Origin of the sequence: Micromonospora sp. WMMD1102 (assembly GCF_029626265.1) — a bacterium.
GTDB lineage: Bacteria > Actinomycetota > Actinomycetes > Mycobacteriales > Micromonosporaceae > Plantactinospora.
In genome coordinates, this window is record NZ_JARUBN010000001.1 from 6,361,982 (window position 1) to 6,387,446 (window position 25,465).

21 protein-coding genes and 1 pseudogene are annotated in these 25,465 nt (G+C 71.7%); 8 read left to right on the forward strand and 14 right to left on the reverse strand.

What is annotated here, in order from left to right:
• Nucleotides 1-78: 78 nt before the first annotated feature.
• On the forward strand, nucleotides 79-600 hold the full coding sequence (locus O7626_RS28565) for a hypothetical protein (protein WP_278064165.1): 522 nt from the start codon (nucleotides 79-81) through the stop codon (nucleotides 598-600).
• Nucleotides 601-642: 42 nt separating this feature from the next.
• On the opposite strand, the gene purH is transcribed toward O7626_RS28565, so the two are convergent.
• Nucleotides 643-2,841, reverse strand: a complete 2,199-nt coding sequence (purH, locus tag O7626_RS28570; RefSeq protein ID WP_278064166.1) for a bifunctional phosphoribosylaminoimidazolecarboxamide formyltransferase/IMP cyclohydrolase — start codon at nucleotides 2,839-2,841, stop codon at nucleotides 643-645.
• A gap of 229 nt (nucleotides 2,842-3,070) precedes the next feature.
• On the opposite strand from purH, the gene O7626_RS28575 reads away from it, so the two are divergent.
• Complete coding sequence (locus O7626_RS28575) at nucleotides 3,071-3,361, forward strand: CD225/dispanin family protein (protein WP_278064167.1); 291 nt, start codon at nucleotides 3,071-3,073, stop codon at nucleotides 3,359-3,361.
• 30 nt (nucleotides 3,362-3,391) lie between these two features.
• Complete coding sequence (locus tag O7626_RS28580) at nucleotides 3,392-3,562, forward strand: hypothetical protein (protein WP_278064168.1); 171 nt, start codon at nucleotides 3,392-3,394, stop codon at nucleotides 3,560-3,562.
• Nucleotides 3,563-3,673: 111 nt separating this feature from the next.
• Here O7626_RS28580 and O7626_RS28585 read toward each other — a convergent pair whose 3' ends face one another.
• The 4 genes from O7626_RS28585 to O7626_RS28600 form a co-directional block, all read right to left on the reverse strand.
• Nucleotides 3,674-5,068, reverse strand: a complete 1,395-nt coding sequence (locus O7626_RS28585; RefSeq protein ID WP_278064169.1) for a DUF6350 family protein — start codon at nucleotides 5,066-5,068, stop codon at nucleotides 3,674-3,676.
• A 158-nt stretch (nucleotides 5,069-5,226) separates the two neighbouring features.
• Nucleotides 5,227-6,114: a succinate--CoA ligase subunit alpha gene (sucD, locus tag O7626_RS28590; protein ID WP_278064170.1), complete on the reverse strand. Its 888-nt coding sequence runs from the start codon at nucleotides 6,112-6,114 to the stop codon at nucleotides 5,227-5,229.
• A 1-nt stretch (nucleotide 6,115) separates the two neighbouring features.
• Nucleotides 6,116-7,294 carry an ADP-forming succinate--CoA ligase subunit beta gene (gene sucC / locus O7626_RS28595; protein WP_278064171.1) on the reverse strand — a complete coding sequence of 393 codons (1,179 nt, stop codon included), beginning with the start codon at nucleotides 7,292-7,294 and terminating at the stop codon, nucleotides 6,116-6,118.
• 442 nt (nucleotides 7,295-7,736) lie between these two features.
• A complete protein-coding gene (locus tag O7626_RS28600; RefSeq protein ID WP_278064172.1) occupies nucleotides 7,737-8,144 on the reverse strand; it encodes a cobalamin B12-binding domain-containing protein in 408 nt (135 codons plus the stop codon).
• A 424-nt stretch (nucleotides 8,145-8,568) separates the two neighbouring features.
• On the opposite strand from O7626_RS28600, the gene O7626_RS28605 reads away from it, so the two are divergent.
• Together O7626_RS28605 and O7626_RS28610 are read left to right on the forward strand one after the other, a co-directional pair.
• Nucleotides 8,569-9,294, forward strand: a complete 726-nt coding sequence (locus O7626_RS28605) for a M23 family metallopeptidase (protein WP_278064173.1) — start codon at nucleotides 8,569-8,571, stop codon at nucleotides 9,292-9,294.
• A gap of 478 nt (nucleotides 9,295-9,772) precedes the next feature.
• Nucleotides 9,773-10,504, forward strand: coding sequence for a M23 family metallopeptidase (locus O7626_RS28610; protein WP_278066353.1), 732 nt, complete (start codon nucleotides 9,773-9,775; stop codon nucleotides 10,502-10,504).
• Between the two features lie 102 nt (nucleotides 10,505-10,606).
• On the opposite strand, the gene O7626_RS28615 is transcribed toward O7626_RS28610, so the two are convergent.
• Nucleotides 10,607-11,125 carry a pyridoxamine 5'-phosphate oxidase family protein gene (locus tag O7626_RS28615; RefSeq protein WP_278064174.1) on the reverse strand — a complete coding sequence of 173 codons (519 nt, stop codon included), beginning with the start codon at nucleotides 11,123-11,125 and terminating at the stop codon, nucleotides 10,607-10,609.
• 114 nt (nucleotides 11,126-11,239) lie between these two features.
• The gene (gene pcrA, locus O7626_RS28620) at nucleotides 11,240-13,645 is read right to left on the reverse strand and encodes a DNA helicase PcrA (protein ID WP_278064175.1); all 2,406 of its coding nucleotides are present in this window, start codon (nucleotides 13,643-13,645) and stop codon (nucleotides 11,240-11,242) included.
• 357 nt (nucleotides 13,646-14,002) lie between these two features.
• Here pcrA and O7626_RS28625 point away from each other — a divergent pair, with 357 nt between their 5' ends.
• Entirely contained in the window at nucleotides 14,003-14,332 is a 330-nt protein-coding gene (locus O7626_RS28625) for a chorismate mutase (protein ID WP_278064176.1), read from the forward strand.
• A gap of 191 nt (nucleotides 14,333-14,523) precedes the next feature.
• Here the strand turns inward: O7626_RS28625 and O7626_RS28630 are convergent, their stop codons facing one another.
• From O7626_RS28630 to O7626_RS28660, 7 genes are all read right to left on the reverse strand, one after another.
• Nucleotides 14,524-15,549: a dipeptide ABC transporter ATP-binding protein gene (locus O7626_RS28630; protein ID WP_278064177.1), complete on the reverse strand. Its 1,026-nt coding sequence runs from the start codon at nucleotides 15,547-15,549 to the stop codon at nucleotides 14,524-14,526.
• Complete coding sequence (locus O7626_RS28635) at nucleotides 15,530-16,576, reverse strand: ABC transporter ATP-binding protein (RefSeq protein WP_278064178.1); 1,047 nt, start codon at nucleotides 16,574-16,576, stop codon at nucleotides 15,530-15,532. Before O7626_RS28635 ends, O7626_RS28630 begins: the two co-directional genes overlap by 20 nt.
• Before the next feature lie 7 nt (nucleotides 16,577-16,583).
• Nucleotides 16,584-17,519 (reverse strand): ABC transporter permease, encoded by a 936-nt coding sequence (locus tag O7626_RS28640; protein WP_278064179.1) that lies wholly within the window; start codon nucleotides 17,517-17,519, stop codon nucleotides 16,584-16,586.
• Nucleotides 17,520-17,696: 177 nt separating this feature from the next.
• Nucleotides 17,697-18,623 carry an ABC transporter permease gene (locus O7626_RS28645; RefSeq protein WP_278064180.1) on the reverse strand — a complete coding sequence of 309 codons (927 nt, stop codon included), beginning with the start codon at nucleotides 18,621-18,623 and terminating at the stop codon, nucleotides 17,697-17,699.
• A gap of 181 nt (nucleotides 18,624-18,804) precedes the next feature.
• Nucleotides 18,805-20,388: an ABC transporter substrate-binding protein gene (locus O7626_RS28650; RefSeq protein WP_278064181.1), complete on the reverse strand. Its 1,584-nt coding sequence runs from the start codon at nucleotides 20,386-20,388 to the stop codon at nucleotides 18,805-18,807.
• A 511-nt stretch (nucleotides 20,389-20,899) separates the two neighbouring features.
• A complete protein-coding gene (locus O7626_RS28655) occupies nucleotides 20,900-21,571 on the reverse strand; it encodes a response regulator transcription factor (protein WP_278066354.1) in 672 nt (223 codons plus the stop codon).
• A gap of 26 nt (nucleotides 21,572-21,597) precedes the next feature.
• Nucleotides 21,598-22,839, reverse strand: coding sequence for an ATP-binding protein (locus tag O7626_RS28660; RefSeq protein ID WP_278066355.1), 1,242 nt, complete (start codon nucleotides 22,837-22,839; stop codon nucleotides 21,598-21,600).
• A 542-nt stretch (nucleotides 22,840-23,381) separates the two neighbouring features.
• Here O7626_RS28660 and O7626_RS28665 point away from each other — a divergent pair.
• Nucleotides 23,382-24,878 carry a PspC domain-containing protein gene (locus O7626_RS28665; protein ID WP_278066356.1) on the forward strand — a complete coding sequence of 499 codons (1,497 nt, stop codon included), beginning with the start codon at nucleotides 23,382-23,384 and terminating at the stop codon, nucleotides 24,876-24,878.
• Nucleotides 24,875-25,060 (forward strand): annotated as a pseudogene (locus tag O7626_RS41585) (hypothetical protein); the annotation flags it as partial. The gene O7626_RS28665 and the pseudogene O7626_RS41585, both read left to right, overlap by 4 nt.
• Nucleotides 25,061-25,465 lie beyond the last annotated feature (405 nt).

The following is a 25,465-nucleotide window of genomic DNA, read 5'->3' on the forward strand; positions in this document are numbered from 1 at the left end:
GAACCCCGGCGCGGGATCTTCCGGGAACCCGGTGGCGGTTCCCGGGCTCAGGTCTACATGGCGCGAAGAGTCGTACCCGTGACGTTGGTTCTGGTGGCCCTGGTCGGCGCGCTGGCCGGGTGTGGTGCGGAGCCGTCGCGCTCCGTCGGTCCGGCGGGCGGAAGCCCGTCGGCCTCGGCCGGAGCCGCCCCGGGAGCGGTGCCCGCGACCGGAGTCGACGGGCCGGCCGGGAACTGCCCGGCCAGCCCGGCCAGCCCGGGCACGGTGGAGAACCCGCTCGAGGTGCGGGGGGTCGCGGACGCCGGCAACTCGTTCTGGGGGCTGCTTTTCCCGCGCGGCGGTCCGGGGCTGCACGCCGGCCGGGACGAGAAGATCGTCTGGCGGATGACCGGCTCCGGCACCTTCGAGGTGCGGGCGACCGGCCCGGACGGGACCGCCGTCGAGCCGGTCTGGGGTCCGACTTCGCACCAGGGCAGCAGTTGGACCAGGTTGGGTGATGAATGGGGTACCGGCTGGAACTTCCCCACCGCCGGCTGCTGGACCGTCCGGGCCAGCCGCTCGGGCGGCGCGACCGGCAGTGCGCTGCTCAGAGTCGGCTGACCGGGCGGGTCGGGCCGGCGGTGGGCGAAGTGTCTGCCGGCGTCAGTGGAAGAAGTGCCGGGTACCGGTGAGATACATGGTGATGCCGGCCGCCGAGGCCGCCGCCACGACCTCCTCGTCGCGTAGCGAGCCGCCCGGCTGGACGACCGCCCGCACCCCGGCGTCGACAAGCACCTGGAGCCCGTCCGGGAATGGGAAGAAGGCGTCCGAGGCGGCTACCGCGCCCCGGGCCCGGTCGGCGCCGGCCCGGGAGACCGCCAGGTGTGCCGAGTCGACCCGGTTGACCTGGCCCATCCCGACCCCGACCGTCGCGCCGTCGGCGGCGAGCAGGATCGCGTTGCTCTTCACCGCCCGGACGGCCCGCCAGGCGAAGGCGAGGTCGGCCAGCGTCGCCTCGTCCGCCGGCTCACCGGTGGCCAGCCGCCAGCCGGCCGGGTCGTCGCCGGGCGCGTCCACCCGGTCGGCCAGCTGCATCAGCACGCCGCCGCTGACCGGACGCCACTCCGCCGGGTACGGAGCCCAGGCGGGCGCCCGCAGCAGCCGGATGTTCTTCTTGCCGGAGAGCACGTCCACCGCACCCGGCTCGAAGTCGGGTGCCACGAGTACCTCGGTGAAGACCTCGGCGACCTGCTGGGCCATCTCGACCGAGACCGGCCGGTTGACCGCGATCACCCCGCCGAACGCGGAAACCGGGTCGCAGGCGTGTGCCCGGCGGTACGCCTGCGCCACGTCGACACCGATTGCGATGCCGCACGGGTTGGCGTGCTTGATGATCGCCACCGCCGGCTGCCCGGGGAAGTCGTTCACCGCCCGCCAGGCCGCGTCCGCGTCCACGTAGTTGTTGTAGGACATCTCCTTGCCGTGCAACTGCTCCGCCTGGGCCAGCCCGGCCGGGGACGCCGGGTCGACGTAGAGCACCGCCGCCTGGTGCGGGTTCTCGCCGTACCGCAGCGGACTGGGGGCGGTGAGCACCTGACCGGCGAAGGCCGGCCACTCCTGCTCCTCCGACCCGGTACGCGTCGCGAACCAGTTCGCCACCGCCACGTCGTACTCGGCGATGTCGGCGAAGGCGCGGGCCGCGAGCTGCCGGCGCTGACCGGCGCTGAATCCGCCGTCGGCCAGCGCGGCCAGCACCGACGGGTACGACGACACCGACGTCACCACCGCCACCGAGGCGTGGTTCTTGGCGGCTGCCCGCACCATCGCCGGCCCGCCGATGTCGATCTGCTCGACGCACCCGTCGAAGTCCGCACCGGACGCGACCGTCTCGGCGAACGGGTAGAGGTTCGACACCAGCAGGTCGAACGGGGCGATGCCCAGCTCGCCGAGCTGCGCCGCGTGCCGCTGGCGCCGCAGGTCGGCGAGAAGCCCGGCGTGCACCTTCGGATGCAGCGTCTTGACCCGGCCGTCCAGCACCTCGGGGAAGCCGGTCAGCGACTCGACCGGGATGACCGGGATGCCGGCCCCCTCGACGGTCGCCGCCGTGCTCCCGGTGGAGACGATCTCGACCCCGGCGTCGTGCAGCGCCCGGGCCAACTCGACAAGCCCGGTCTTGTCGTAGACGCTTACCAGCGCGCGCCGGATCGGCCGCCGGCCGTCCACGCCCGAACTCGTGTCGCTCACTCCGATCGTGACCTTCCTTCCAGTGATCGTCCAACCCTCCCGGAGCAGCCGGCCGACCTGCGTGACGAGCTGCCGCCGCTCGGCCACCTTGATCCGCTCGGTGAGGGTCTCCTCGTCGTCGTCGTCGAGTACCGGCACCGCCACCTGGGCGACGATCGGCCCGGTGTCGACACCGGCGTCGACGAAGAAGAGCGTGGCCCCGGCGAGTTTGACTCCGTAGCCGAGGGCGTCGCGCGGGCCGTGCATGCCGGGAAAGGCGGGCAGCAGCGAGTTGTGCGTGTTGACGTAGCGGTCGCCGAACGCCGCCAGGAAGTGCGGGCCGACCAGCTTGAGGAAGCCGGCCGAGACGACCAGGTCGGGCCGGTGTTCGGCGACGTGCGCGGTGAGCGCCCGGTCCCAGTCCTCGCGGGTCGGGTACGCCCGGACCGGGGCGACGAAGGTGGGCACCCCGGCCGCGGCGGCCCGGTCGAGGCCGGCGATGCCGTCCCGGTCGGCGCCGACGGCGACAACCCGGGCGCCGTACGCCGGGTCCGCAGCCGCGTCCAGCAGGGCCTGGAAATTGCTCCCGGAGCCGGAGACGAGGACGACGATGCGGGCTGGCGACACGGGCTCAGTCACCCCAGCACCCTACCGGGCAGGTCAGGCCGGCCCGGCGGCGGCGCGGCCCGGGGACGGCACCCGGCGGGAGCGGTGTCGGTCACGATCGGCATGTCGGATGGCGGGTGGGCCACCAAAGTGGCGCTGATTAGGTACGCTGCCGGACGCTCGGGGCAGTGACGTGCCCCAGGAGATAGACCCTCGGTAATTTCATACATGCGCTGAGTGCCGGCCAAGGAGCCCAACACACATGCAACCTGGTTACCCTTCACACCCGCCGCAACAGATCAACAACAACATGACGATGTCCATCGTCGCGATCTTCCTCTTCTGGCCGCTGGCCATTCCGGCCATCATCAACGCCTCGAAGGTCAACCCGCTGCTCCAGCAGGGCAACTTCGCCGAGGCACAGGCCGCCGCCGCCGAGTCCCGCAAGTGGTCGAAGCTGGCCCTGATCATCGGCATCTGCCTCTGGGTGGTCTCGCTGATCTGCTGCGTCATCAGCTTCGTCATCAGCGCCAACTCGGCGTCGAACATCTAGTCTGAGACCTGTCGTCGAAGGAGTCTTGTCATGCAGCCCGGCTACCCAGGCCAGGACCTGTACGGGCAGCAGCCGTCGGATCCGAACGCGCCACAACCCCAGGATCCGTACGCGCAGCCGCCGCAGCCCACCTCGGGACAGCCGTACGGGCAGCCGACCTCGGGACAGCCGTACGTGAACGGCTTCTCCTACACCCCCTGACCGAACCCCGGCCGGGCCACGGCCCGCCGGAGCATGACAGCCGTATCGGGGCGCCCCGGAGTCTCCGGGGCGCCCCGAGCGTGTTTCCTGCGGCGCACCCGGGCCGGGCCGTCAGCGTCGGGCGACGGCCCGGGTCGCGGCAGCGCCGACCAGGGTGCCGACCAGCACCACGACGGTCGCCCCGGCGGCCACCTGCCAGTAGGCCGGGCCGACCTCGGCGAGCCGGCCACCGCCGAGCGGGCCGCCGGAGAGTAGGGCCGCCGCACCCGTCACCAGCCCGGCGACCGGGCCACCGACCGCGGCCGCGCCCAGCAGCACCGCCCAGCCGGGCGGCGGCACGTTCCGCTCGGCGGCGGAGCGCATCCGGCGCCGGGCGAGCAGCCAGCCCGCGGCCATGCCGGCCAGCACCGGTACGGCAAGTACGACGCCGCCGACCCCGCCGAGCGGTCCCTGGGGCAGCCCGGCAAGCAGCGGCACCGCCGGCAGTGCTCCGATGGAGACCTCGGAACTCCGCACCACCGTGTCGGTGCCGACCGCGAAACCCGGCCCGAGGAGATAGCTGGCCGCCCAGACGGCGGCGTTCGGCGCGTACCCGAGGCTGACCAGGGTGATGCCCGCCTGGCCGGACACACCGGTGCGGTAGGCCCCGATCATGTCGCCGGCCTCGCCGCCGCCGGTCGCCACCGCCAACCCGGCCGCCCCGGCACCGGCCCCGAGCAGCAGCAGCGCGGCGACCACCCCGGTGCGCAGCCCGTCCCGGAGCACCAGCGGGGTACGCCGGGCCACCATCACGAGTACGCCGCCGGCCCTCGCCGCGCCGACCAGCGCGGCGAGGGTGCCGAAGCCGGCCAGCGTCACCGCGGCCCGTACCGGATCGGCGGTCGGCCCGGCGCCGCCGAGCAGCAGCGCGGCCAGTCCGCCGAGCACGCCGTACCCGATGCCGACCGCGGCCGCGACGGCGAGTGCCCGGCCGACGCTCGGCCGTTCCCGGACCCGGACCGCCCGGCTGACGTGCACGCCGGCCCGGTTCAGCCGCCAGGCCGCCAGCATGGCCAGGGTGAGCGGTGCGAGGCCGAACGGACCGGCCTCGGTCTGTAGCGGCACGCCGTGCCCGAGCAGCCAGCCGGCCAGGCCCAGCCGGGCCGCGCCGAGAACCTCGCCGCCGCCCTCGGCGAACCGGGCCAGCCCGAGCACCACGGCGACCGGCAGGTAGCCGAGCAGGGCCGCCCAGCCCGCGGCCACCGCCGCCGCGACCGCCAGCGGAGCCCGGCCGGACCCTGCTGTCCCGCCCGGTCTCGGCCGGGGCACCCGGCGCTGTCCGGACGGCACCGGCGGCGCCCCGGACGGCCTGCCCCGGCGTGCCTGCCGGCCGTCGGTCGGCCCGGTCCGGTCGGCCCGCTCCGGGCCGCCGAGCGCGCCGCCGCGCTCCGCGCCGCCGGCCGGCGCGGCCGGCTCGACCGGCGGGTCCGGACTACGCGGCCGGTCAGGATCGGTGGGTGGTGGCATCAGCGCCTACTCTGGCACGGCAGCGGGTCGGCCGGTTCACGACACCACGGTACGGATGACCGGCGCCACCGCGACACCCGTATCCCTTCGGCGGCGGCCGGAACGGGACCGGGGTGGCCGGCGACCGCCGACCACCCCGGAACCACGCTCTCGACGGCTCAGTTGCCGGACATCAGCTCCCGCATCAGCCGCGCGGTCTCGCTCGGCGTCTTGCCGACCTTGACCCCGACCGCCTCCAGGGCGGCCTTCTTCGCGTCGGCGGTGCCGGCGGAGCCGGAGATGATCGCCCCGGCGTGCCCCATGGTCTTGCCGGGCGGCGCGGTGAAGCCGGCGATGTACCCGACCACCGGCTTGGTGACGTTGTCCTTGATGAACTCGGCCGCCCGCTCCTCGGCGTCGCCGCCGATCTCGCCGATCATCACGATCGCGTCGGTCTCCGGGTCGGCCTGGAACGCCGCGAGCGCGTCGATGTGGGTGGTGCCGATGATCGGGTCACCGCCGATGCCGACGCAGGTGGAGAAGCCGATGTCGCGCAGCTCGTACATCATCTGGTAGGTCAGGGTGCCGGACTTGCTGACCAGGCCGATCCGGCCCGCCCCGGTGATGTCGGCCGGGATGATGCCGGCGTTCGAGGCGCCCGGCGAGGCGATGCCGGGGCAGTTCGGCCCGATGATCCGGGTCCGCTCCCCCTGCGCCAGGTTGTACGCCCAGAACGCGGCGGTGTCGTGCACCGGTACGCCCTCGGTGATCACCACGGCGAGCGGGATGCCGGCGTCGATCGCCTCCACCACGGCACCCCGGGTGAACTGCGGCGGTACGAAGATGACCGTGACGTCGGCGCCGGTGGCCGCCATCGCCTCGGCGACGTTGGCGAAGACCGGCAGTTCGACGGTGTCGAAGCCGACCTTCTGGCCGGCCTTGCGCGGGTTGACCCCGCCGACCACGTTGGTGCCGGCGGCCAGCATCCGCCTGGTGTGCTTCATCCCCTCGGAGCCGGTCATCCCCTGTACGACGACCTTGGACTCCTTGGTCAGCCAGATTGCCATCTCAGACCCCCGCAGCCGCGAGCTCGGCGGCCCGCTGGGCCGCGCCATCCATTGTGTCCACCCGCTGCACCAGCGGGTTCGCGGCGCCGTCCAGGATGGCCCGCCCGGCCTCCGCGTTGTTGCCGTCGAGGCGTACCACGAGGGGCTTGTCGACCGTCTCGCCACGCTCGGCGAGCAGGGCGAGGGCCTGGATGATGCCGTTGGCCACCTCGTCGCAGGCGGTGATGCCGCCGAAGACGTTGACGAAGACGCTGCGTACCGACGGGTCGGAGAGCACGATCTCCAGCCCGTTGGCCATCACCGCGGCGCTGGCGCCGCCGCCGATGTCGAGGAAGTTCGCCGGCTTGACCCCGCCGTGCGACTCGCCCGCGTACGCCACCACGTCGAGGGTGGACATGACCAGGCCGGCGCCGTTGCCGATGATGCCGACCTCGCCGTCCAGCTTGACGTAGTTGAGGTCCTTCTCCTTGGCCCGCTGCTCCAGCGGGTCGACCGCGGCCTGGTCGACAAGCGCCTCGTGGTCGGGGTGCCGGAAGCCGGCGTTCTCGTCCAGCGAGACCTTCGCGTCCAGGCAGAGCACCGTGCCGTCGGTCGTCCGGGCCAGCGGGTTCACCTCGACCAGGGTGGCGTCCTCGGCCACGAACGCCTGCCAGAGGCGTACGGCGATCGGCACGATCTGCTCGGTCAGCTCGGCGGGGAAACCGGCGGCCTCGACGATCTCGCGTGCCTTGGTCTCGTCGACCCCGGCGTTCGCGTCGATCGCCACCTTCGCCACCCGCTCCGGCGTCTCGGCGGCCACCTGCTCGATGTCCATCCCGCCGGCGACGCTGGCGATGCAGAGGAAGGTGCGGTTCGCGCGGTCGAGCAGGTAGGAGAAGTAGTACTCCTCGGCGATGTCCGCGGTCACGGTCAGCATGACCTTGTTGACCGTGTGGCCCTTGATGTCCATGCCGAGGATGTCGGTGGCCCGGGCCACCGCCTCGTCCGGTCCCTCGGCGAGCTTGACGCCGCCTGCCTTGCCCCGGCCGCCGACCTTCACCTGCGCCTTGACGACCACCCGGCCGCCGAGGCGTTCGGCGATCGCGCGGGCCTCCTGCGGGGTCGTCGCGACACCGCCGGCCAGCACGGGCAACCCGTGCCGCTCGAACAGCTCACGCCCCTGGTATTCGTACAGGTCCACGATTGCGCGTCCCGTCTGCGTCTTCGCGGCGCGCCGTCGCGCCGCCGCCAGCGTGTGAATGGTTTGGACCTGTCGTATACCCAGAAACAGGCCGTCGGGCGCAGCCTAGCGAGGCGACCACGGCGGGCATCCACGTGGGTGCGCGGTGTGCGGTATCGCACAGCAGGCCGGCGGCCGTGCCGGGCCGGGTGGCCGCGCGGCCGGCGGGCCGGCCGCCGGCCTGGCGGAAAAGATTTCCCGGGTGGCGTAACCCGGCGTAAGGGACGTCGTTGAGTCTGATGTCGGAGCGCTGGGAAGCGCGATGACGGATACGGCCGATGCCCTGTCGGTCGAGGGGTGGCGGCGGGGCATCGCGCATAGAGAGGCCGGACGTGTGAGGGGTGCGTCCGGCCTCTCCCCCATCTCCGGGCGCGGCCCGCGGGTTCTGCCCGGGCCGGGTCGCTCAGTTGCCGACGGGTTGCCCGACGTTGGCCCGGACCCACTCCACGATCGAGCCGGTGGTGGCCCCCGGGGTGAAGATCTTCGCCACGCCGAGCCGTTCCAGCTCGGGGATGTCCGCGTCGGGGATGATCCCGCCGCCGAAGACGACCAGGTCCGCCACGTCCCGCTCGGCGAGCAGCTCCAGCACCCTGCGGAACAGCGTCATGTGCGCCCCGGAGAGCACCGACAGGCCGACGGCGTCGGCGTCCTCCTGGATTGCCGTCTCGACGATCTGTTCGGGGGTCTGGTGCAGGCCGGTGTAGATGACCTCCATGCCGGCATCCCGCAGGGCCCGGGCGACCACCTTCGCTCCCCGGTCGTGCCCGTCCAGGCCGGGCTTGGCGACGACCACCCGGATCCGAGAACTCATCAGCGCAACACCTCTCCTGGGCACGACCGGACCTACCTGAACGAACGGTAACCCGCTGGCCTGCCGGCCGGGAACTCCCCCGGGCAACCGGCCGGGGAACCCCCTCCGGCCATACCCCTAGGGACTCTGCGGCGGACCCTACGACACGGGTCGGATGGATGACACCGCGCTGCCCCTCCGGTAACTGAGCGCTATTAACGAGGGTGATCGCAAAAGGTTACGAGATATGGCATTCATGGACGCACAACCGCACATCGAACCGGCATTCTGGCGCTGCGACTTGTGGCGCGCCTAGGGGTTGGTTACCGTGGCCCACGGTTGTCATCAGGTCCATGACCGGGTGGCGACGCGGTCAACCGGAGTTCACCTGGATCGTCGAACCCCGGTCACGGTCGCAACACGGATCCGACAACGGAGGGTGTGCGTGCGCCAGCGCCTGTCGTCTGAGCCCGATCGCTATCGAGGGCGACGCCGCGTCCCCACACCCCCGCGCAGCCGCTACGCCGCCGTCGTCACCACCGCGTTCGTCGGAGCCGGCGTCGTCGCGCTCGGCGCGGGAGCCCTGCCCGACGCGAAGGCGGTCAGCCCGTCCGCCCTGGCCGACCTGGAGAAGGCGGCCGCCACCAGCGAGGACCTGAGCGCGCGGGCCGCCGACGCCGAGCGGGCGTCCCGGAACGACCGTGGCGACGACGGGCTCGCCTCCACCCTGGCCGCCGCCCCCGAGGTCTGGCGGCTACCGCTGGAGAACTACAGCTTCACCTCGCCGTACGGCATGAAGTGGAACAAGCTGCACGCCGGCATCGACCTGGCCGCTCCCGAGGGGACGCCGTACAGCGCCGTGCACGCGGGCACGGTGACCAAGGCCGGCTGGTTCGGCGGTTACGGCTACTGCGTGATCGTGCGGCACGCCGACGGCACCGAGTCCATCTACGGGCACTCGTCCAAGATCGTGGTCAGCGAGGGCCAGGAGGTCAAGGCCGGCGACCAGCTCGGCCTGGTCGGCCTCACCGGCCACGCCTACGGTTCGCAACTGCATCTCGAACTGCATGTCAACGGCAAGCCGACCGACCCGATCCCCTACCTGCGGGACCGTGGAGTGGACATCCAGCTACAAGTCGACGATCTGTACGCTGGTGTAGCTGCCTCCTGACTCGGCGTAACGCCGCTTCACCGCCCGACCGGTACCGGTTGGGCGGTTTTCGTTGCACTGACCCGCGACGAAGTTGCGTGCGCCACACCGACAGGTGTGAGCGATCGCATCATCGCCTCGCCCACGATATCGGCCATCAACGGCGTTTCGCGGCGAAATCCGGCAGGTAGTCGCGCCCATCGACAGTCGTCGCCCGACCCGGGAAGCCGCGCCGCGGCACGGGTTGACCACCATTTTCGGGTCCACGCCCCACCTTTCGAAGGGACCCGTCGTGCCGGAGACCGATCCGAACCAGCCCGAGACGACCGAGGGCCGAACGGTCGAGAGCCAGGCCGTCGAGAGCCAGGCCGTCGAGAGCCAGGCCGTCGACGGCCGAGCCGTCCAGGGCGGTGGCGTCGCTGGTGGCGACGTCGGGGGGCCGGCCGTCGAGGGCCCGTCCGGTGGGTCCGGCCCCAGCCGGCGTACCCGCCGAGCCGGGGTGGCCCGGCACCGGGCCAGCCGGCGGCGGTGGCTGGTCCCCGGACTGGCCGTGCTGCTCGGCCTGGGCGTGGCCGGGGCGGCGACGGCGGTGGCCGTCCGCGACGACCGGCCGGCCGACCGGGTCTCGGTGGCCGCCGAGGAGTCGGCCCGGGCCGCCGCCGCACAGCGGGCCGACCGGTCCGCGCGGGATGCCGCCGGCACGCCGAGCACGACCCCGACCGCCACGCCGACGCCGAGCGCCACCGCGACGCCGACGCCGACCGCCACGCCGAGCCGGAGCGGCGGGTCCGGCAAGGCCAAGGCGGCCAGCCCGACCGCGAGCCGGAAGGCGCCCGCCTGGGTCAACCCGATGCCGGGGGCCGCCATCACCTCCTGCTACGGGATGCGCTGGGGAGTGCTGCACGCCGGCATCGACCTGGCGATGCCGGCCGACACCCCGATCCGGGCCGCCGGCGCCGGCACGGTGGTCGAGGCCGGCTGGGCCTACGCCGGGTACGGCATCTCGGTCGTCGTCGACCACGGCAACGGCTGGCTCACCCACTACGCCCACCAGAACCGGACCACGGTCGGCGTCGGGGACCGGGTCAAGCCCGGCCAGGTGATCGGGTACGAGGGTTCCACCGGCGACTCCACCGGACCGCACCTGCACTTCGAGGTGCACGACGGGCTGTGGAACCAGGTCGACCCGGCACCGTGGATGCGGGACCGTGGCGTGGACCTCGGCTGCTGAGATCGCGGCGTGGCGCGGGGCTGGCAGCGAACGCCGGGCTGGCTGGGAACGTGGTGGAGCCGGGCCGGCTGAATCCGCCGCCGTCCGTCCGCTGTCGATCTCTCAGGCTTCGGGTCGTTCGCGCGGTCCCTGCTCGACAGGGGTCCGGTGGTCCTTGGCGAGACCGTGCAGCGGGCATGGTTGCCTCGGCTCGCGAGGGCACAGGACCCACAGGTCGGTCGCGGTCGCCCGGTAGAGGCGGTACGGCGAGGATCCCGTCACGTCGTCCCGGGTCAGCACGGCGCCGCCCCGTTCGCTGGGCCCGGGGTACACCCGCAGCCCGCGCTCGAGGTCGTCACCCCGCAACTCACCCGCCGTCCCGGACGCGTACAGGGCACGGCCGTGGTAGGGCCGGACGCTCGAGTCGAACACGACGATGCTCACGTGCGGGCGGTCGCTGAGATTGCGTGAGTGCACGGCGTCGGTCTGGGAAATCCAGTAGAACTCGCGGAGGCCGGATGCGGCGAAGTAGACCGGGGAGGTCCAGGGCCGGCCGCTCGGATCGACGGTGCCAAGGGTCAGGAAGGCGTTCGTGTCGAGCAGCCCCCGCGCGTGTACGGCGATATCGTCGGCTGCCATCATGCAGGAAATCGTCCCATCGGACGATCCCGTGCCACAGTCGGCCCTGTGCCGCCTGACGGGCGAACTGGTCGTGCTCGTGGGGCCCCGCCGACGGCCGTCACCGTCCGGCGATGCTCAGAGCTTGTCGATCGGGGCGTGCCGGAGCACCAGCCAGAGCGTCTGGTCGCCGAAGTCGATCTGGGCCCGGGCACCCGGACCGTGCCCCTCGACCGCGAGCACCCGGCCGAGGCCGTACCGCTGGTGGTTGACCCGGTCCCCGGCGGCGACCTTCGGCGGCTGTCTCAGCTCGCTGGCGGTGCTGAGCCGGCTGCCGTCGATGCCGAGCCGGGAGGCGAGCTGGGCGGCCTTCGGCGTACCTCCGGAGAAGCCGCCGCCACGATAGGCGCCGGACCGGTCCTCGGTGCCGGACCGGCCACCCACGCCGCCGCCCGTCCCGGACCAGGAGGTGTAGGCCGCCCCGGTGCGCTCCCAGCGGACCAGGTCGCCCGGCAGCTCGTCGACGAACCGGGACGGCGGGTTGTAGGACGGCTGCCCCCAGGCCGACCGGGTGACCGCCCGGGACAGGTAGAGCCGCTGGCGGGCCCGGGTGATCCCCACGTACGCCAGCCGGCGCTCCTCCTCCAGCTCCCGGTTGTCACCGAGGGTCCGCAGGTGCGGGAAGACGCCGTCCTCCAGGCCGGTCAGGAAGACCACCGGGAACTCGAGCCCCTTGGCGGTGTGCAGGGTCATCAGGGTGACCACGCCCTGATGGTCGGGGTCGTCCGACGGCACCTGGTCGGCGTCGGCGACCAGTGCGACCTGCTCCAGGAACCCGGCCAGGGTGGCACCCGGCCCGCCCTCGTCGGCCAGCGCCTCCGCCCGCTCGGTGTACTCCCGGGCGACGCTCACCAGCTCCTGGAGGTTCTCCACCCGGCCGGCGTCCTGCGGGTCGATGCTCTCCTCCAGCTCCCCGAGGTAGCCGGAGCGGGTCAGCACCGCCTCCAGCACCTCCTCGGGCAGCGCGGTCCCGGCCAGCTCGCGCAGCCCGTCGAGCAACGCGACGAACTCGGCGATCGCGTTGGCCGAGCGGATCGAGATGCCCGGTGCCTCGGCCGCCCGGCGCAGTGCGGCACCGAACGAGATGCGGTCCCGGCTGGCCAGCGCCTCGACGCAGGCCTCGGCCCGGTCGCCGATGCCCCGGCGAGGGGTGTTCAGGATGCGCCGGATGCTGACCGTGTCGTCGTCGTTCACCACCGCGCGCAGGTAGGCCAGGGCGTCCCGGACCTCCTTGCGCTCGTAGAACCGGACCCCGCCGACGACCTTGTAGGGCAACCCGACCCGGATGAAGACCTCTTCGAAGACCCGGGACTGCGCGTTGGTGCGGTAGAAGACCGCCACGTCGCCGGGGCGGGCCGCGCGGGCGTCGCAGAGCCGGTCGATCTCCCGACCCACCCAGTCCGCCTCGGCGTGCTCGGTGTCGGCGACATAACCGACGATCTGCTCCCCCGCCCCCTCCTCGCTCCACAGCCGCTTCGGCTTGCGCGAGCTGTTCCGCTCGATCACCGCGTTGGCCGCGTTCAGGATGGTCTGGGTGGAGCGGTAGTTCTGTTCCAGCAGGATCGTCCGGGCGTCGGTGAAGTCGCGCTCGAACTCCAGGATGTTCCGGATGGTGGCGCCCCGGAACGCGTAGATCGACTGGTCGGCGTCGCCGACCACGCACAGCTCGGCCGGCTCGACCCCTTCGGTGCCGCCGACCAGCTCCTTGACCAGGGTGTACTGCGCGTGGTTGGTGTCCTGGTATTCGTCGACGAGCACGTGCCGGAACCGGCGCCGGTAACTCTCCGCGACGTGCGGGTGTGACTGGAGCAGGTGCACCGTGGTCATGATCAAATCGTCGAAGTCCAGCGCGTGCGCCTCGGTCAGCCGCCGCTGGTAGAGCGTGTACGCCTCGGCCAGCGCCCGCTCGTTCGGCCCCTTCGCCCGGTCGGCGAAGGTCTCCGGGTCGACAAGCTCGTTCTTCAGGTTCGACACCTGGGTGGTCAGACCGCGCGCCGGATAGCGCTTCGGGTCGAGGTCAAGCTCCCGGGTGACCAACTGCATCAGCCGGCGCGAGTCGTCGGCGTCGTAGATCGAGAACGTCGACTTCAGCCCGGCGTGCTCGTGCTCGGCCCGCAGGATGCGTACGCAGGCGGAGTGGAAGGTCGACACCCACATCAGCCGGGCCCTCGGCCCGACCAGCGCGGCGACCCGCTCCTTCATCTCCCCGGCCGCCTTGTTGGTGAAGGTGATCGCGATGATCTGCCCCGGGTGCACGTCCCGGGCGGCGAGCAGATAGGCGATCCGGTGGGCCAGCACCCGGGTCTTGCCCGAGCCGGCACCCGCCACGATCAGCAGCGGCGACCCGGAGTGGGTCACCGCGTCCCGTTGTGGCCCGTTCAGCCCGGCCAGCAGGGCCTGCGGGTCTAGGCCGGGCGGCCGGTGCCGCGGCGCGTCCTGGGTCGGCGGGACGGAGGGCGGCGGGGGTTCGAAGAGAGCATGCATCGCCTCGCGAGTCTATGCCGCCGGGCGGACAACCTACGCACGGCGCCGCCCAGCCCCTGAGGTGCAGGTGTAAGGAAGGGCCCCTTCTTATGCAGAAAACGATATGAAGGGGCCCTTCCTTACACCTGTGCACCGGCCGGTTCCCGGGCTTCGGCAATGCGCTTGCCAAGACATCGCTGGCTGGGCATACTCAAGCCGTGATCCATCGGGCGCAGTCCTACTTTTACTACAGCTCCGGGAGTCCGGCAGCCGTGGGTCGCGCCTGAACATGACCTACGAAAGCCCCGGGCTCCTGGAGCCCGGGGCTTTTCGCGTCGGGATCCAGGCACCGGGGCCCTGTCTGGCAAGGAGGACCCCATGGCGGCAGAGGTGGCAGCGAAGGTGGCAGAGCTTCCCGTCGAGCCGAACGGCACCGAGCCCGGGACCGGGACGAGCGCGCCGGACGCCTCGGAGCACATCCTCGGGCTGCGGGACCGGATCGACCAGATCGACCGGGAACTGATCGCCCTCTGGCAGGAGCGCGCCGCGCTCTCCCAGCAGGTCGGCCGGACCCGGATGGCCTCCGGCGGCACCCGGCTCGTCCTCGCCCGGGAGCGCGAGATCGTGGACCGGTTCCGCGAGGCGCTCGGCGCGGACGGCACCCAGCTCGCCCTGCTGCTGCTCAGGGCGGGTCGCGGTCCGCTGTAGGGCCGACAGGCCCGCACGCCGCGACAGGGCGGGTCGCGGTCCGCTGTAGAGCGGCAGGCCCGCAACCGGGGACAGACGCGAGCCCGGGACGCCGGCCGCGTGGATGGCGGCCCGCGCCCCGGGCACTGAGGAGGCGTTCTTCTAGCACCGGTGGTTGGCCGGGTCAGGCACACCACCGGCGTCTGTGCGGGCTACTCGACCGCGTGCACCACGTTCCGTACCTCGGCGAAGTGGCAGGCGCTCGGGTGCGCCGAGCGGTCCCGCTGCACCAGCGCCGGCTCCTCGGCGGCGCAGATGTCCTGTGCCTTCCAGCACCGGGTGCGGAACCGGCAGCCGGACGGCGGGTTGGCCGGCGACGGCACGTCGCCCTCCAGGACGATCTGGTCCCGCTGGCCGCGCAGGGTCGGGTCCGGCACCGGCACCGCCGAGAGCAGCGCCTGGGTGTACGGATGCGTCGGCCGCTCGTAGATCTCGTCCTCGACGCCGATCTCGACGATCTTGCCGAGGTACATCACCGCGACCCGGTCGGCGATGTGCCGGACCACCGACAGGTCGTGCGCGATGAAGACGTACGACAGCCCCAGTTCGTCCTGCAACCGCTCCAGCAGGTTGATCACCTGGGCCTGGATCGACACGTCGAGCGCCGAGACCGGCTCGTCGCAGACGATGATCTCCGGCTGGAGCGCCAGCGCCCGGGCGATCCCGATCCGCTGCCGCTGGCCGCCGGAGAACTGGTGCGGATAGCGGTTGATGTGCTCCGGGTTCAACCCGACCAGGTCGAGCAGTTCCCGGACCCGCCGCTTCCGATCACCGGCCGGTGCCACCTCCGGGTGGATCTCGAACGGCTCGCCGATGATGTCGCCGACGGTCATCCGCGGGTTCAACGAGGTGTACGGGTCCTGCAACACCATCTGGATGTTGCGCCGGGCCTTGCGCAGCTCGTTGCCGGCCAGCCGGGTCATGTCCTGACCCCGGACGTTGATCGCGCCACTCGTCGGCTTCTCCAGCCCGACCAGCAGCTTGGCCAGCGTCGACTTGCCGCAGCCGGACTCGCCCACCACGCCGAGGGTCTCGCCCCGGCGCAGTTGCAGGTCGATGCCGTCGACCGCGCGTACCGCACCGATCTTCTTCTGGAAGACGATGCCCCGGGTGATCGGGAAGTGCTTGACCAGCTCCCGGGTCTCCAGCACGACCTCGTTACCTGACGGCTGGCTCATCGCCGACCACCTCCGTCCAGAAATGGCACCGCGCGGTACGGCCCGGGGCCACGTCGTACTGCGGCGGGGCCGGGTCGACCCGGCAGGCGTCGCGGGCGTACGCGCACCGGGGGTGGAACGGGCAGCCGGCCGGGATCCGGGTCAGGTTCGGCGGCAGGCCCTTGATCACGTTGAGCTGCTGCCCCTTGAGGTCGAGCCGGGGAATCGACTCCAGCAGCGCCTTGGTGTAGGGGTGCGCCGGCCGGGCGTAGATGTCCAGCACCGGCGCTTCCTCGACGACCTTGCCGGCGTACATCACCGAGATCCGGTCGGCCACGTCGGCGACCACACCCATGTCGTGGGTGATCAGGATCAGGCCCATGTTCCGTTCCCGCCGCAGCTCGGCGAGGAGGTTCATGATCTGGGCCTGCACCGTCACGTCCAGCGCGGTGGTCGGCTCGTCGGCGATCAGCACCTTCGGGTCCAGCGCCAGCGCCATCGCGATCATGACGCGCTGCCGCATGCCGCCGGAGAACTGGTGCGGATAGTCGTTGATCCGCTGCCTGGCGGCCGGGATCTTGACCAAGTCGAGCAGCTCGATCGAGCGCTTCTTCGCGTCGCCCCGGGACATCCCGCGATGCACCCGGAACAGCTCGGCGAGCTGGAACCCGACCGAGAAGACCGGGTTCAGCGCGGAGAGCGCGTCCTGGAAGATCATCGCGATGTGGTTGGCGCGTACCCTGCGGCGCTGCTCCTCGGCGAGCTTGAGCAGGTCGACGCCGCGGTAGCGGATCGCACCGCCGGTGACGAAGCCGGGCGGCGAGTCGAGGATGCCCATGATCGCCTGGGCGGTGACGGACTTGCCGCAACCCGACTCACCGAGGATCGCCAGCGTCTCGCCGGGATCCAGGTGCAGGTCCACCCCGTTGATCGCGCGGGCGATCCCGACCTGGGTACGGAACTCGACGTGCAGACCCTCGACCTCGAGCAGCCGGGCGGACGAGTCCAACCCGGGCAGGACGTCGATCTCTGCCTTGATATCGGTCATGGTCAGCTCACCGCAGCCTCGGGTCGAAGGCGTCGCGGATCGCGTCGCCGAGCATGATGAACGCCAGCACGGTCAGGGCCAGGAAGACCGACGGCCAGACCAGCGGGGTGGCCGTCTCCCGGACGTACGGCGCCGCCGTGGAGATGTCGATCCCCCAGGAGATGGCGTTGCCGCGCAGGCCGACACCGAGGAACGTCAGGGTCGCCTCGGTGGCGATGTTGACGCCCAGCAGGATGGTGAGCACGACCACGAAGGGCGCGGCGGCGTTCGGCAGGATGTGCCGGAACATCAGCCGGGCGGGACTCGCGCCCAACATCCGGGCCGCCGCCACGTAGTCCTGGCTCTTGGCCGAGATCACCGACGAACGCATGATCCGGGCCCCGGTGGTCCAGGTCAGCACGCCGAGGGTGAAGACCACCGCCCAGAAGCCCGAGTTCTGCGGGTCGGCGGAGAGCCGCCGGGCCAGCACGATCGCCGCGAGCAGGGTGGGGATGCCCAGCACGATGTCGATGCCGCGGGCCAGCAGGGCGTCGATCCAGCCGCCGAAGTAGCCGGCCGCCATCCCGACGACCAGGCCGATCACCCCGGCGATGATGGTCGCGAAGAGCCCGATCAGCACCGAGTTGCGGGCGCCGTGGATGGTCCGGGCGTAGACGTCGCAGCCCTGGAAGTTGTAGCCGAAGATCGCCGAGCCGCTTGGACCCTGGTGCTGCCTCGACAGCGCGCACGAGTCCGGGTCGGCCGAGGTGAACAGGCCCGGGAAGGCCGCCATCACCACGACCAGGACGACCAGGACGGCGGCGGCCCAGAAGATCCAGTTGCGCCGCAGGTCCTCCCAGGCGTCGCCGGTCAGACTGCGCGGCTTCTCCTGGCCGCTCTCCGGCGCCGGCACACCGGCGTCGGCGGGTATCTCCGCCTTGGCGGTGGATTCGATGTTACTCATCGGGCGCCTCGCTCACTCATGCCCGCCACCTCGCTACGCTCCGCGCCGCCATCAGGCACGTCCACGCTGAGCCGACCGGTCCGCTCGTTTCGTTTACTGGTTCGCCCGGTCCGACGACCGGTCCGTTCGGTCCGCCGTCCGGTGCACCGGACGGGTGCACCGGGTCGCTGGTTCCGCTCACTCATAGCGGATCCTCGGGTCGAGTACCGCGTACAGCAGATCGACCACCAGGTTGACCACCAGGAAGACGATCACCAGCATGCTGACGAAGCCGACCACCAGCGGGCCGTCCTCGGTGCGGATGCCACGGAACAGGTTGAACCCCACGCCCGGGATGTTGAACACGCCCTCGGTGACGATCGCCCCGGCCATCAGGTTGCCGAGGTCGACGCCGATCAGCGTGACGACCGGGATCAGCGAGTTGCGCAGTACGTGCACGCCGATCACCCGCCGGTTCGCGAGCCCCTTGGCCCGGGCGGTACGCACGTAGTCCGACCGGAGGTTCTCCGCCACCGACGCCCGGGTCACCCGTAGCTCGGTGGCGATCACCAGGCAGGCCAGCACCACCGCCGGCAGGATCAGTTGATAGAAGCCGGGATCCGCTCCGGCCGTGGCCGGGAACCACTTGAGCTGCACGCCGAAGAGGAGCTGGGCCAGCGGGGCCAGCACCACGATCGGCAGCGAGAGCAGGATCAGCGTGATGACAAGCGTGGTGTTGTCGAAGGCACCGCCGCGCCGGATTCCGGAGACGATGCCGGCGACGACGGCGACAAGCGCCGAGATGATGATCGCGAATACCGCGAGCCGGATCGTCACCGGCCAGGCCTGGGCCATCATCTCGCTGATCTTCCGGTTGGTCAGCGAGATGCCGAAGTCCCCGGTCAGCAGGCCGCGCATGTAGTGGCCATATTGGAGGATGAAGGGATCGTCCAGATGGTACCTTTCGGTGAGCACCTGCCGGACGTTCTCCGTCAGCGGACGCTCACCCGCCAGGGCCTGGAGCGGGTCGTCCTGGTTGGCGAACATCAGCGCGTACACGATGAAGGTGGCCCCGAAGAACGTCAGGACCCCTTGCAGCACGCGCCGCACGAAGTAGCGGAACATATCAGTCCTTAGCGATACGAGCGTCGGCGACTGCCTGGTGGGCAGCGGACCGTGATGCTCACGGTAGCGACCGCAGCCTCACCGGTCCCGGTCACCGGGGCCGGTGAGGCTCGTACGGACGGTCCGACCCGACCCGGGCTGGACCCGGGTCGGCCGGACCGTCCGTCGTGCAGCGATCAGGTCAGCTCGTCGCCTCGATCTTGAGAAGCTCGACCTTCTGGAACTTGTCAAGCTCGACGTTCTTGACCCGCTCCGAGTGGCCGTAGACGTTCTGGCCGAGCCGCAGCGGAATCACCGGCATGTCGCGGGCGAGGATGTCCTCGGCCTGCTGCCAGAGCTTGATGGCCTCGTCCTCGGTCGCGGCGGCCGAACCCTGCTTGACCAGGTTGTCGAACTCCGGGTTGCTGTAACCGTAGTAGTTCGACGAGCCGTTGGTCCCGTACAGCGGGCCGAGGTAGTTCTCCATCAGCGGGTAGTCCATGATCCAGCCGAGCCGGATCATGCCGACGTCTTCCTTGTTCTCGACCTTGGTGAGGAGGTCGGCGAACTTCGGCTCGCCCACACCGACGCAGTCGACGCCCAGGTTGGTCTTGAGCTGGTTGCAGGTCGCGTCCACCCACGCCTTGTGACCACCGTCGGCGTTGTAGGTGATCTTGATCTGCTTCGGGCCGCCGGCGGCGTCGTAGGCCGCCTTGGCCTTGGCCGGGTCGTAGGTGCAGGGCTCGCCGCAGCTGTTCTCGCGGTAGCCGGCCACCGCCGGGGAGACGAAGGACGTCGCCGGGGTCTGCGCGCCACGGAAGACGTTGTCGGTGATCTCCTTGCGGTTGATCGCCATGGAGATCGCCTTGCGGACCTCGACCTTCGAGTACTGCGAGAGGAAGGTCGGGAAGCCGACGAACTGGAAGACCGAGTTCGGGCCGGTCTTGAACCGGTCACCCAGGTCGGCCGGAGCGGTCGCCAGGTTCTCGATCGGAATCTGGGTCACCACGTCCAGAGCGCCACCCATCAGGTCGGCGTACTGGGCAGTCTGCTCCTGGTAGATCTTGTAGGTGACCCCGCCCACCTTCGGCTTGTCACCCGGGTAGGCGTCGTAGCGCTCGACCTCGATCTTCGAGTCGTGCTGCCAGGTGCCCTTCATCTTGAACGGGCCGTTGCCGATCGGGGCCTGCTCGTAGTCCTCCTTGAGCACGCCCTCGGAGGCCCACGCCGCCGCCGGCAGCGGGTAGAAGACGGTGTAGCCCATGACCGAGCGCCAGCCGGAGAACGGCTCGCTCAGCGTCACCGTGAAGGTGAGGTCGTCGACCTTCTTCAGACCGGTCATGGTCTTGGCCGCCGGCTCCGGAGCCTTCTTCGGGCCCTCGCCGTCCGGGTCCTCGGACTGCAGGTCCTTGTAGCCCTCGATCCGCTCGAAGAAGTACGAGCCACCGTTGCCGTTCGGGCCGTACGCCGCGTGGTTCCAGGCGTTGATGTAGTTGTCGGCACCGACCTTCTCACCGTTGTGGAAGGTGTAACCGTCCTTGAGCTTGATCGTCCAGACCTTGTTGTCGGTCGACTCGACCGACTCGGCGGCGACGGTGTACGGCTTGTTGTCGGCGTCGAAGTCCACCAGCGGGCTGAAGAGCGCGGCCAGCACCTCCGCGCCGTTGGACTCGGTGGTGTTGGAGGGGATCAGGTGCTGGGGCTCGCCGACGCCGATCGAGACCAGGGCGTCCGCCGCCGAGCTCTCGTCGTCACCGCCGCCGCCGCAGCCTGCCGCCAACAACATTATGGCGGTCGCTCCGACCGCCATCTTTAACGGGAATTGCCCGCGCATGAGTGAAGCCTCCTCAGGGCGCTCACGAGGGACTGTGAGGTGACTGACACTGTGACACTGAGCTGCCTAGCGCGGAAAGGTGCCGTTATCAACCCGTTAGTTGCCGGCAATGTTTCAGGCGCGTGCCGGACACCTCGGACACCCCTCCGAACACGGCGTTGAGCAGGTAAAACGTCACCCGGGCGAGATGCTCCGGCAACCGCGCACACAGGTCGTTGTGACCTTTCCCGCGTCACTGCCGGCGCTCTCCGATGTCAAGCGCATACCTAACGTACTCGTCCGTTTGTACGATACGGAACTGCGCACCGGGGGTCCGACAGCCAGCAGGACAGTCACAACCATCGATGAATGGTATCCGATGACCATCGCCCGGGCACCCACCGCTCGGCCGATGGCGTACGGGCGGATCCGCCGATACCCGTACCGCCGACCCGACCCCGACTCGAACGGAGCGCGCCCGACCTCAGACCAGCCGGCGGTCGGCGGCCCAGCGGGACAGCTCGTAGCGGTTGGACATCTGGAGCTTGCGCAGCACGTTCGAGACGTGCGTCTCCACCGTCTTGATGGAGATGAACAGCTCCTTGGCGATCTCCTTGTACGCGTAGCCCCGGGCCAGCAGCCGGAGCACCTCCCGCTCCCGGTTGGTCAGCTGGTCCAGCTCCGGATCGGCGACCGGCGCGTCCGGCCGGGAGGCGAAGGAGTCCAGCACGAACCCGGCCAGCCTGGGGCTGAACACCGCGTCACCGTCGGCGACCCGGCGGATCGCGGCGGTCAGCTCGTCCGGCGAGATGGTCTTGGTCACGTAGCCCCGGGCGCCGGCCCTGATCAGCCCGATCACGTCCTCGGCCGCGTCGGAGACGCTCAGCGCCAGGAACCGCACCTCGGGGCGGGTACGCCGGACCGCCTCCAGCACCGCCCGGCCACCGCCGTCGGGCATGTGCACGTCCAGCAACACCACGTCCGGCTCGGTGGCGGCGATCCGGCTCACCGCCTCGGCCACCGTGCTGGCCTCACCGACCACCTCGACGTGCGCGCCCAGCTCGGCGCGTACGCCGGCCCGGAACATCGCGTGATCGTCGACGAGGAACACCCGCAGCAGCCTGGGCTCGGGCGTACCGTCCCGCGTCGGCTCCATCGGCTCCGTCGGCTCGACCATGATCGTTACCTGTCCTTCCCTGGTGCCGCGTTCTCCCTGGGTATCGGGAGGAAGAGTCTCACCTCGGTGCCGTCCCCCGGCGTACTGCGGATCTCGGCCCGCCCGCCGTGCCGCTTCATCCGCCCGATGATCGAGCCGCGTACGCCGTGCCGGTGGTCCTCAACGGTAGTCGGGTCGAAGCCCGCGCCGCGGTCGCGGACGAAGACGCTCACCTGCTCCGGCTCCACCTCGGCGTAGAGCGAGATGGTCTGCACCTTGGCGTGCCGGGCCGCGTTCACCAGCGCCTCCCGGGCGGCGGCCACCAGCGCGCCGACCCGCTCGTCGGTCTCCCGGTCACCGACCACAACCGCCTCGACGGTGATCGCGAAGGTGTCCTCCACCTCGGCGGCGGCCTGCTCCAGCGCCGCGGCGAAGCGTTCCGTCGGCGAGCCGGTCGGCTTGTAGAGCCAGCTCCGCAGCGAGCGCTCCTGCCCCCGGGCGAGCCGCTGCACGGTCTTGACGTCGGCGGCGTTGCGCTGGATCAGGGCCAGGGTGTGCAACACCTGGTCGTGGATCATCGCGGCCAGCTCGGCCCGCTCCTGCTCCCGAATCCGCCCCTCCCGCTCGGCCCGGAGCTGGTTGTAGGTCCGCCAGAGCACCGGGGCGGCCACCACGCCGACCCCGGCGAGCGCGACCAGGGCGAAGATCACCCCGTTGACCACCGCGTCGAAGTTGCCCTGCGGGCGGTAGACCGCCACCACACCGATCAGCCCGACCGCGACCAGCACCCCGCCGCCGATGAACCGCAGCACGAAGGCCCGCCGGTCGCTCTCGGCCACCACCGCCCCGAGCCACGGCACCGGGGACCGGTCCCACTGCCAGCGGCGCTCCGGGGCGGACTGGTGCCAGATCACCCCGGCGCCGACCGCGATGATCGAGACCAGCCAGCCGGCCGTGCCGGCCACCCCGTCGGACTTGAAGGCGAGCACCTCGATCAGGATCACCGCGAGCCCGAACGCCACGAAGGGCAGCAGTTGGAAGACGTTGCGCCGGGGCGGGGTACCGCTGCCGGGCAGCGGCGGCACCACCGCCCAGAACGCCGCGTAGAGTAGCAGGCCGAGGCCGCTGAAGCCGAGCAGCAGGAGGAAGGTCACGCGTACCCACACCGCCCGGACGCCCAGGTGCAGGGCGATCCCGGCGGCCACGCCGGCGACCATCCGATGGTCGCGGGCACGGTAGAGGCGGGGTGGCTCGGTCGTGGCGCGGATCTTCGCACTCCTCGTCGTCTCGGGCGGCGGAGGTGACGTGCGGCGGCCTGCCGCGGCGGCCCCGTTCCACCGACGCTCCGATCGTCACACGCTGCCGGCACCAGCAACCATGGGGACTCCCCGGACTTCCCGCGCGCGATATCTCAGGGTGGCCTCAGGGTTGTCGCCTGAGGCCGGCCGGTCCCGCGACGACGGAGGATCGGAGCATGACCGACGAAGCTGCCGCCGCCCGTGGAACGCCCGGTCCGGCGGGCGACCCCGACCGCGCGGACAGCCCCGACCGCGCCGACACCCTGGACCTCACGGCCACCTCGGCCCGCACGGACACCTCGGCCCGCACGGACACCTCGGCCGGCACGGACACCGCCGAACGCGCGGACACCTCGGCCCGCGTGGACGCCGCCGAACGCGCCGGCACCGGCGACTCTGGTCGGGTGGACAGCACCGACCCGGCCCGGGCGACACCCGGCCCACCGCCGCCCGGGGCCGGCCCGACCCCGCCGCCCGGCGACGGCGGGCCGCCGCCGCCCGGAGGCGGCGCCATGCCGCCGCCCGGGGCCGGTGCGCCGCCACCGCCGCCCGGGGCTGCCGGCGGGCCGCCCCCGGAGTTCGGGTTCACCTACCGGTACGGCCTGGTCCGGCCGAGCGAGGGACGCTACCTGGCCGGCGTCTGCGCCGCGATCGGCCGGGCCACCAACAGCGACCCGATCCTCTGGCGGGTGCTCCTCGCCGTACTCGGCTTCTTCGGCGGAATCGGCATCCTGGTCTACCTGGCCGCCTGGCTGATCATCCCCTCCGAGGGCGACACCGCCTCGCCGGTGGAGTCGATGCTGGGCCGGGGACGGTCGAGCATGTCCCCGGTCACCGTGCTGGTGCTCGGCATCGTCGTCGCGGTGATGTTCGGCTTCATCGTGACCGACACCTACCGGGCCGTCCTGCTCGGCGCGGCCGTCCTGATCGGCGGCGCGCTGCTGCTCAACCGGGACCGGAACCGGACCGCGCCGTACTGGCAACCACACGCCGGCCCACCACCCGCCGGGCCACCACCGGGCGGCTATCCGCCCCCGGCAGCCGGCTACCCGGCACCCGGCTACCCGGCGTCCAGCCAGCCGGCACCCGGCCAGCAGATGCCCCCGCCGGCCGCGCCCGGACAGCCCGGCTGGTACCCGCCGGCGGCGCAGCCGAGCGTCGCACCCGACTACCCCGGGTACCCCGCAGCGGCCGTACCGGCCTCACCGGCACCCGCCGGGCCGGTGAGCGGGCCACCGGTGGCCGTGCCGACCGGGCCGACCGGGCCGCTTCCGTCAGCGGTGCCGGTGGCGCCGGTGCCGGGGGGCTACCGGGCACCGTTCGCACCGCACGGCCCGTACGCCACTCGGCCGGCTCCCCCGCCGCCACCCCCGCCGAAGGTGAAGCCACCGAAGCGCCCCCGGGAGCGGTCCGCGCTCGGGGCCGCCACCTTTTCGATGATCTTCGTGGCGATCGGCGTGGTCGCGATCCTGGACCTGACGAACGCGGTACGGGTCATGCCGTCCACCTACTTCGCCGCCGTGCTGGTGACGATCGCGCTCGGGCTGCTGGTCGGCGCCTGGTTCGGCCGGGCCCGCTGGTTGATCGCCCTCGGCCTGGTCGCGGCCTGCGCACTGGGCATCTCCACGGTCGCCGAGTCCTACACCCGGCTGCGCAGCGAGGAGGACGTGCTCTGGGCACCGGCCAGCTACGCCGCGCTGGCCGACCGCTACGAGACCCGACTCGGCAGCGCCACCCTCGACCTGACCCGGGTCGACTTCGCCGCCAAGGACGCCCAGGTGAGCGTGGACGTTGACCTCGGCGAGGTGAAGGTGATCCTGCCGCCCGACGTCGACGTGACCGTACGCCTCGACGTGAACGCGGGTGACGCCCTGGTGCTGGACCGCAGGTACAGCAACTTCGACGGCAACCAACGAGAGGTGACCGACCTCGGCGAGGACGGTCCGGGCGGCGGGAAACTGCTGCTCAACCTCTCGGTCGACGCGGCCACCGCGGAGGTGACTCGATGAAGGCGCACCGCACCGACGGGGTGTCGCTGACGTTCGCCCTGATCTTCCTCGGCGTCGCCGGCTGGTGGCTCTTCGCCCAGCTGATGCACCTCGCCCTGCCGGCCGTCGGCTGGCTGATCGCCGGAGGGCTGATCCTGGTCGGCACGCTGGGCCTGGTCGGCGCGATCCGGGCCAACCGGTCCGGCCGGCGGCCGGCCACGACACCGGCCACAGCCGGCCCGGGGTCTCCGGTGGCCACCGGCGCCGGATCCCCGGCAGCGCCGGCCGACGTCCACCCCGCCGATCCCGGGTCCGCCGACACACCCCTCGGAACGCTGTTCGAGCAGGACCGGGGTGACCGGCTCGACGCCCCCCACACCCTGGAGTTCGACCGACCGGTCGCGGACCCGACCGACCGATCCGGCGCGAACCCGACCGACCGACCGGTCGCAGAGCTGGAGCCGGATCGGCAGCACCCCGGAGACGCTGCCGGAGCCCGCCGGGACGACGAACGGCCCGGGTGACGCGACGAGCGGGTCCGGGCGGGACCACCGGCCCGGGCGGGACCAGCTGCCGCGGACGGGACCAGCGGCCCGGCGGATCAGTGC

Coding starts and splice junctions, on each gene's coding strand:
- O7626_RS28665 (WP_278066356.1), top strand. CDS start 23,382: ATGCCGCCGCCCGGGGCCGGTGCGCCGCCACCGCCGCCCGGGGCTGCC.
- O7626_RS28580 (WP_278064168.1), top strand. CDS start 3,392: ATGCAGCCCGGCTACCCAGGCCAGGACCTGTACGGGCAGCAGCCGTCG.
- O7626_RS28655 (WP_278066354.1), bottom strand. CDS start 21,571: ATGGAGCCGACGCGGGACGGTACGCCCGAGCCCAGGCTGCTGCGGGTG.
- O7626_RS28630 (WP_278064177.1), bottom strand. CDS start 15,549: ATGAGCCAGCCGTCAGGTAACGAGGTCGTGCTGGAGACCCGGGAGCTG.
- O7626_RS28600 (WP_278064172.1), bottom strand. CDS start 8,144: ATGAGTTCTCGGATCCGGGTGGTCGTCGCCAAGCCCGGCCTGGACGGG.
- O7626_RS28635 (WP_278064178.1), bottom strand. CDS start 16,576: ATGACCGATATCAAGGCAGAGATCGACGTCCTGCCCGGGTTGGACTCG.
- O7626_RS28615 (WP_278064174.1), bottom strand. CDS start 11,125: ATGATGGCAGCCGACGATATCGCCGTACACGCGCGGGGGCTGCTCGAC.
- O7626_RS28650 (WP_278064181.1), bottom strand. CDS start 20,388: ATGTTGTTGGCGGCAGGCTGCGGCGGCGGCGGTGACGACGAGAGCTCG.
- O7626_RS28640 (WP_278064179.1), bottom strand. CDS start 17,519: ATGAGTAACATCGAATCCACCGCCAAGGCGGAGATACCCGCCGACGCC.
- sucD (WP_278064170.1), bottom strand. CDS start 6,114: ATGGCAATCTGGCTGACCAAGGAGTCCAAGGTCGTCGTACAGGGGATG.
- O7626_RS28625 (WP_278064176.1), top strand. CDS start 14,003: ATGGCGGCAGAGGTGGCAGCGAAGGTGGCAGAGCTTCCCGTCGAGCCG.
- O7626_RS28645 (WP_278064180.1), bottom strand. CDS start 18,623: ATGTTCCGCTACTTCGTGCGGCGCGTGCTGCAAGGGGTCCTGACGTTC.
- O7626_RS28575 (WP_278064167.1), top strand. CDS start 3,071: ATGCAACCTGGTTACCCTTCACACCCGCCGCAACAGATCAACAACAAC.
- O7626_RS28585 (WP_278064169.1), bottom strand. CDS start 5,068: ATGCCACCACCCACCGATCCTGACCGGCCGCGTAGTCCGGACCCGCCG.
- pcrA (WP_278064175.1), bottom strand. CDS start 13,645: ATGCATGCTCTCTTCGAACCCCCGCCGCCCTCCGTCCCGCCGACCCAG.